Source organism: Candidatus Nitrotoga sp. M5 (assembly GCF_927904885.1).
GTDB lineage: Bacteria > Pseudomonadota > Gammaproteobacteria > Burkholderiales > Gallionellaceae > Nitrotoga.
The window spans coordinates 1-6,176 of the sequence record NZ_CAKMNW010000071.1 but is presented as its reverse complement, the minus strand read 5'-3'; the positions used below and the strand labels follow the sequence as shown (position 1 = coordinate 6,176).

General features: G+C 46.1%; 6 protein-coding genes and 1 pseudogene. 3 read left to right on the top strand and 4 right to left on the bottom strand.

Annotation, left to right across the window (positions count from 1 at the left end; all coding sequences use genetic code 11):
• Window positions 1–194: 194 nt before the first annotated feature.
• The gene (locus MJ770_RS13315) at window positions 195–1,586 is read left to right on the top strand and encodes an RES domain-containing protein (RefSeq protein WP_239255233.1); all 1,392 of its coding nucleotides are present in this window, start codon (window positions 195–197) and stop codon (window positions 1,584–1,586) included.
• Here the strand turns inward: MJ770_RS13315 and MJ770_RS13310 are convergent.
• The 3 genes from MJ770_RS13310 to MJ770_RS13300 form a co-directional block, all read right to left on the bottom strand.
• Window positions 1,555–1,755: a hypothetical protein gene (locus tag MJ770_RS13310; protein WP_239255231.1), complete on the bottom strand. Its 201-nt coding sequence runs from the start codon at window positions 1,753–1,755 to the stop codon at window positions 1,555–1,557. The genes MJ770_RS13315 and MJ770_RS13310 overlap by 32 nt on opposite strands.
• Before the next feature lie 146 nt (window positions 1,756–1,901).
• Entirely contained in the window at window positions 1,902–3,737 is a 1,836-nt protein-coding gene (locus MJ770_RS13305) for a DEAD/DEAH box helicase (RefSeq protein WP_239255229.1), read from the bottom strand.
• A 141-nt stretch (window positions 3,738–3,878) separates the two neighbouring features.
• Complete coding sequence (locus MJ770_RS13300; protein ID WP_239255227.1) at window positions 3,879–4,157, bottom strand: hypothetical protein; 279 nt, start codon at window positions 4,155–4,157, stop codon at window positions 3,879–3,881.
• 70 nt (window positions 4,158–4,227) lie between these two features.
• Between MJ770_RS13300 and MJ770_RS13295 the strand changes: the two genes are divergently transcribed.
• Both MJ770_RS13295 and MJ770_RS13290 read left to right on the top strand, forming a co-directional pair.
• Window positions 4,228–4,989 carry a DNA/RNA non-specific endonuclease gene (locus tag MJ770_RS13295; RefSeq protein WP_320412236.1) on the top strand — a complete coding sequence of 254 codons (762 nt, stop codon included), beginning with the start codon at window positions 4,228–4,230 and terminating at the stop codon, window positions 4,987–4,989.
• 570 nt (window positions 4,990–5,559) lie between these two features.
• A complete protein-coding gene (locus MJ770_RS13290; RefSeq protein WP_239255225.1) occupies window positions 5,560–5,910 on the top strand; it encodes an SOS response-associated peptidase in 351 nt (116 codons plus the stop codon).
• Here the strand turns inward: MJ770_RS13290 and MJ770_RS13285 are convergent.
• Window positions 5,863–6,176 (bottom strand): annotated as a pseudogene (locus tag MJ770_RS13285) (IS4 family transposase); the annotation flags it as partial. The gene MJ770_RS13290 and the pseudogene MJ770_RS13285 overlap by 48 nt on opposite strands.

The following is a 6,176-nucleotide window of genomic DNA, read 5'->3' as shown; positions in this document are numbered from 1 at the left end:
GGATTCCACCTATGGCCGCTTTGCGGTAGCATGGCGCTATGAGTGCTGCGTGCCATTTGCAGTCGTTGACGCTCAGTGCCTATGCGCGTGACCGGAACAACATGAAGTACTATGAATGGGACTGTGCGCTTGCTGCTCAATACGGCACTCCGGCAGATAATTTTTCACGACTAACACAATAAGGCAATCTGGAGATGTCATCGGATAAAAGAATTTGCGCAACCTGTGTCTCGGATGCCTATCTCAAAGCAGAAATTGCGAAGAGTTCTACCTTAGATCAAGACTGTGATTACTGCGAGTCAATTGGACCCACCATCGACATGGCTACCTTGGCGGATCGTTGCGATACCGTTATCGAGAATTTCTATGAGGTGTCCAGTCTTTCCGACGCGGTTATTATCTACGAGCGTACTCCCGAGGGTGAATATCTAGCAGGAGTACTTGATCGGATTGTTTCGCCGCAGCAAGAGGTTGTCGCTGATCTTGTTGAGTTGCTTACAGATATGTGGTTTGAATTCGACAGTCAAGAGCATCATTATGGTGAGGAGCCATGGTTCGTTGAAAAGACAAAGACCGCAGAGCCGCTGAGCAATGCTTGGAATGAGATGGAACGAAGCCTCAAGCATGAGGCACGCTACCTCAATCCAAAAACCGCGAGAATGCTGGAAAATATGTTTGGAGCCTTACATGATGACCGAACTAGCGAAAGCAAGGGCGTTGTTATGGAGTTGGGGGCGGACTGCGAAATTAATACGTTGTATCGAGCCCGTGTATTTCAGACGTTAGAGGCAATGGAGACCGCTCTTCGCCACCCAGAGCGTCATATCGGTTCGCCGCCATCTGGCGTAGGTGTAGCCGGGCGAATGAATGCCAAGGGGGTATCTGTTTTTTATGGGGCAACTGAGAAAGAGATCGCCATTTCTGAGGTACGCCCTCCAGTTGGTTGTCATGTGGTTGTGGGGGCGTTCAAGCCAATCCGAACACTACGACTACTTGATCTTCACCAGCTTGGCTCTATCACGCTCAAGCCGACTTCAAGCCCGTTTGATCCTGCCACCGCAGGGGAAGCTGCCAGATGCGCTTTTATGGAAACTCTCACACAGAAGATGGTGATGCCGGTCATGCCAGAGCTGGAAGAGCAGGGCTATCTAATTACACAGGCAATTGCTGACTTTCTATCAACTCATCCCAAACTTGTACTCGACGGAATTATCTTTCCCTCGGCCCAGAATACGACGGTTCACAAAGATGCACCCGGCCGCAATGTTGTTCTATTCAACAAGGCATCGATGGTTCTGAACGCTGATGCGGATTACGGTGCTGATCACGTTGAGTTGTGGGAATACGATGAGGATTCCCCTAGAAGTTGGTTTAAGCCGGAAGTTTGGCTGTCCCAAAGAGAAGGGACTCGAAACACGTCTATGTGGCTTATTCCAGACCCGATCAAACCAGCTCTCGAACTAGACCTCGACTCTATTGATATATATGAGATCGAGGGGGTGAGGTATCAAAAAACAGGACATCAGGTGAAGCGACATATCGTTCAGCCTAAAATCATAAAAAATGATAGACCAGCGGATTTTTGATGACCGACTTGCCTTGGTGATTTTTTAGCACGTAGGTGCGGTTTGCGAATTCACCACATCCCACAAGGTTGGACACGAATGTCAGCAATGGGTCGATAGTACGCAGTCGCGTATCGAGAAAGCAGCCGTTCTGAATGATTCCATCGCCTATGGCTGGTAACCATTCCATACCGGTCGTTCCCAGGTCTAACTGTCACCGACAGCAAAGGCCGAAAAGCGGTTGCTGCCCCTATGCTATCTAGACCGTCTGAAAAATGGAACAAAATGGAAATCTATTCTTAGTTTTTCATCGCCGCAAAGCGGCCACCGGCAACTTCATTCCCCACCGATAGCCAATTGAAGTTTCTCTGTGAATAGTGAGTTTCGATGACTGGTCATCATCAATCTGGAAGTCGCGCGAGTCATAGCGACATAAAGCAAACGCACTTCTTCCTTAGAGACACAATTTTCGTCTGGCATCAATCCTATGTCAGGGATAACAACGATAGGAAACTCTAACCCTTTCGATGAGTGCATGGTGATCAGCTTCACCGTGTCCTGGTCATCAGTGAACCTTACTTCTTTCTTGCTACTAACTGGAATGCCAGCTGCTTTAAGTCTTCTTTCGACTGTCTGTCCAACTGGATAATAACTGCGATACAAAATTGCCATGTCTTTCCAGGGCGTACCCGTGCGATTTTCCTCTTTAAGTTGGCTGATGATCCACATAGATTCTTCATCTAGCGATGGTAGATTTACAAGGGTAGGAGATATGCCATTTCGTCCTGCGCTCATTGGCTGCACAATTGGCATCCCGTCTTCATCTGCATCAATAGGAGAAAGCAATTCTTTGGCAAATGAAGCTGCAACGTTCAAAATCTCTTTTGTATTTCGGTAGTTTATTTTCAGGATCGTCGTTCGGCCTTGCGCCTGAATTCCAAGGCTCTTAAAGCTAAATTTCTGCTTCTTAGTATGTTCATAAATGGATTGTGCATCATCGTATAGAACCAACAACGAATTGCTTTGTGGGTCTACCATCTGTACGACTAACTTGAGCCACTCCGGGCGGAAGTCATGCCCTTCATCTATAAGCACAGCATCATATTGACCCGATGGAACTTGCTTTTTATCCGCTGCACGAATAATCGTATCTACCATGCTGCTGAAGAACTCATTGTCGTTGCCGTGATGTTTCGGAAAACTTACGTTGTAGGCACGCAATTGCGCACTACACCATGAATGAAATGTTTGTACCAACACTTTTGCTTCTAGTCCCTTGCCAGCCATCACAGCACGCAACTTCGAGGCAAGGGTATTGTTGTAACAAAGAATTAGAATTGGCTTGGTGCATACTTGAGCCAAATGCACCGCCCTATATCCGAGGATGAGCGTTTTGCCTGAACCTGCAACGCCATGAATCACTCGGTGTCCCTCCCCCAAGCTGCGCGCTAACTGCTCCTGTTGCAAATCCATCACACGCAAGAGATCAGGAATAATCACCTCACTTTGCGGCTCTTCCTGAAAGAGACTAAGACTAGAAGAAGTCGCAATTCGAACTTCAGGAAACATATGCCAGCGAATTCGGTTCAGTTGTGGCAACGAGAGCTTACCGGGAAATTTGAGCGTGAACATATTCCAGAGCCGTTGCTGAAATTCTTCCGGGTCAACGTTTTCGAACATTTCATCTTGGCAAATAACACGACTGGGTTCTATAACTTCGTCAAGGCCAGACTCTTCAAATGTCTTGCGCAAGATATTCGGGAAAACCACGCCATAGCTCCATGAGAATAAAAGATGGCCAGCCTTTACACCGCTGTTGATAGTTAGTTCCTTATCCCTTTGCAATAAGTTGCTAACCGCATGGGCATACTGCCGTGCTTGCTCCAATGGGTTAATCAAGTGCTTGATACCAGAGACGGTCAATAATTCAAAAGACTGCTTAGTTGCACTTCGAATATTGTCTGGTTTCCAGTCTTTGACTTCGAGAATAAGAATGCCACGTTGGGGATGAAGAACAATGAAATCGGGATGGCTGTTGGCTGGGCCGATGGGAACGTCATACCAAAGTAAATAATCGTCCTCCAATTTAGCCTCAAGGCGCTGCGCAGTCCGTTTCTCTCCCCCCGTCATTCTGGAGAGACATGTGTTAAGACTGGGTATCAGTGTGGCCACATTTCAACCTTTGTTAGTACTTTCAATTCGGAAAAGGGATGAACGCAAACATTCAACCACCTGATAAGCAATGCCGTGTAGAAAGGTGCTCGAAAAGCTTTTTAGAAGAATTGATCGCTATCAGATATATATCGGCAAGGCTCAGTGTTTCTGTAGCCCAATCCCAGAAGCGACACATCCCAACACCCCAACAAATACTTCCATACCATCACTTATTAGCTGAATCTGTTCGTCGTTGGGCTTGCTCATGCCTAACATGCCGAGTGTCTCATCGAGCGGGAGTTCACCGTACTTCGACTGGTAATGGGCCACATTAAGTGCCAATAACCGCGCACACTCGGCTATGTCTTCCTTGCTCATTTTTTCAATTAGCTGATCGGCAAGTTTGTAGTATTGTTCAAACGTTGATAATTCAGACATAAGGATCCTCCATGACAAATTTTAATAACAATCACGGGGCATATTTGCCCATATCTTTGCTGGATACTTTATGACCCTTCACTTGATGGAAAGAATAAAGATCCAGTGGAAAATTACTGTCGTATCTATTTTAATAGTAATAACAGCCACCACTGCATTCGCAGCCGAAAGGGATTTTGATCAATGCCGACATCTATTCTCGAAGGGCAATCCACCTATCATAAAATTTCAAGAAGGACTGCAGCCACGAGCACTTTGTTTTAGTGCATTTGCAATCTTACACTCCAGTAATAGTCGTACACCGATATACGTGGCACAGCGAATAAATAAAGTACAGGTTGAGGCCCAAATTACCAGAGCAACACGATTTTATGCAGAGGCGCGACTGCCAAGTGCGGAACGGGCAGAGCTGGATGATTATCGGGGTTATGGTTTTGACCGTGGACACATGGCACCGGCAGGTGACATGGCGACGGAAGAATCTATGACGCAAAGTTTCTCCTTAGCGAATATGGTACCGCAATATCCAATCAACAATCGCAAGTCATGGGCCGGTATTGAGAAGGCTACCCGCAAATATGTAATGCGGGCGGACGGGGATGTTTATGTGATTAGTGGGCCAGTATTTGACGGCGTCCCTCCCACGATTGGAATTAACAAGGTCTGGGTACCACAGCATTTGTTTAAATTGGTCTATGATCCAGCTACCAATCGAGCGTGGGCACATTGGCTCGACAATACTGATGAAGCTAGGGTAGGAAAGCCGATAAGTTATGACGAATTAGTTATGCGGACGGGTATAGAGTTCTTACCTGGTTTCCACAGTAGTTGAATGGGTGGTATAACCTTACGTGCAAATGGTTAAAGTGCCCCTTGAAAACGACGTTACCGATTCAATAGTTAACTATTGGCCAGTCAAAGCTCCAACCAGACCAGCTTAGGCGGGTCTGGCCTTATTTTGAGTAATATCCCCGATGTAACAGGGAATTACTTCACCTTGAGGAACCCAAAGACTTCTTCCTCCTAAGTACGTAAGCGCACCTATAGTTAAAGTTCGGGTTATTAATATATTATAAAAATTTTAAGATTCTTTTTCAGCAATGAAAAAAGTGGGGAGCCAGACAACGCCCACCTAATTTTGGAGATAATATGACTAAGGAACTTGTTACGAAGAAGAAGCTTTTGGGCATTATTAATGAAATTATCTCAAATGAATTTGCAAAAATTCAAAAAAATTGTTCAGTCAGCGTTCTTCGTAGAAAAAATTCAAACCCCAACTGGAAATTCATCAATTTCAGATATCTGGTTCTGATTTGAGGCATGGCAAATATTCCTATGCTGTATATAAGCATGCATTGCACAAAATAACTCAGAAGTACGATGTGATCTGGAATAGCTAATTATGTGTGGCCGCTTCGCGCTAAATGAAAATCCCGCGATACTCCGTGAACATTTTCAGCTGAATAACGACTTCGAATTCCAGTCTTCCTGGAACATCGCGCCATCTTTACCTATCTGCACCATCACTGCTGATGAGGCAAGCGGCAGGCATCTCCGCAAGATGCGCTGGGTCTTGATTCCGTCCTGGGCTCAGGATGCCAAGATAGGCAACATGCTCAGCAATGCACGCGGGGAAACAGTGGCGGAGAAGCCATCATTCAGGTCTGCCTGGAATGCCACTAAGTTAAGCTGCTTTAGCATGGTATCAGCCTCTATGTTTTGTCACTTTCATTTCATGCCTTGGAGCGGTTAATAACTGATACGGTTTGGGTCTTCGTTTCACTGCTCTGGGTTCACTTCTATCGGGTCGTTCTGGCACGATATAATCGGCAATAGACTCATACAGCAACTGGATTAATCGGCGCTGCTCTTGATGGCTGATTTTGGTCTGATTAAGATGCGGTTCCCACTGCCGAAGCGCCTGGACACTGCCCTTAAAACTGATTCGTCGTACCGGCACATTGGCCTGTTGTGCTGCCTCAATCATGAGATAACGAATACAGTTATAGGCGATCAAGT

Coding starts and splice junctions, on each gene's coding strand:
- MJ770_RS13315 (WP_239255233.1), top strand. CDS start 195: ATGTCATCGGATAAAAGAATTTGCGCAACCTGTGTCTCGGATGCCTAT.
- MJ770_RS13310 (WP_239255231.1), bottom strand. CDS start 1,755: ATGGAATGGTTACCAGCCATAGGCGATGGAATCATTCAGAACGGCTGC.
- MJ770_RS13300 (WP_239255227.1), bottom strand. CDS start 4,157: ATGTCTGAATTATCAACGTTTGAACAATACTACAAACTTGCCGATCAG.
- MJ770_RS13295 (WP_320412236.1), top strand. CDS start 4,228: ATGACCCTTCACTTGATGGAAAGAATAAAGATCCAGTGGAAAATTACT.
- MJ770_RS13290 (WP_239255225.1), top strand. CDS start 5,560: ATGTGTGGCCGCTTCGCGCTAAATGAAAATCCCGCGATACTCCGTGAA.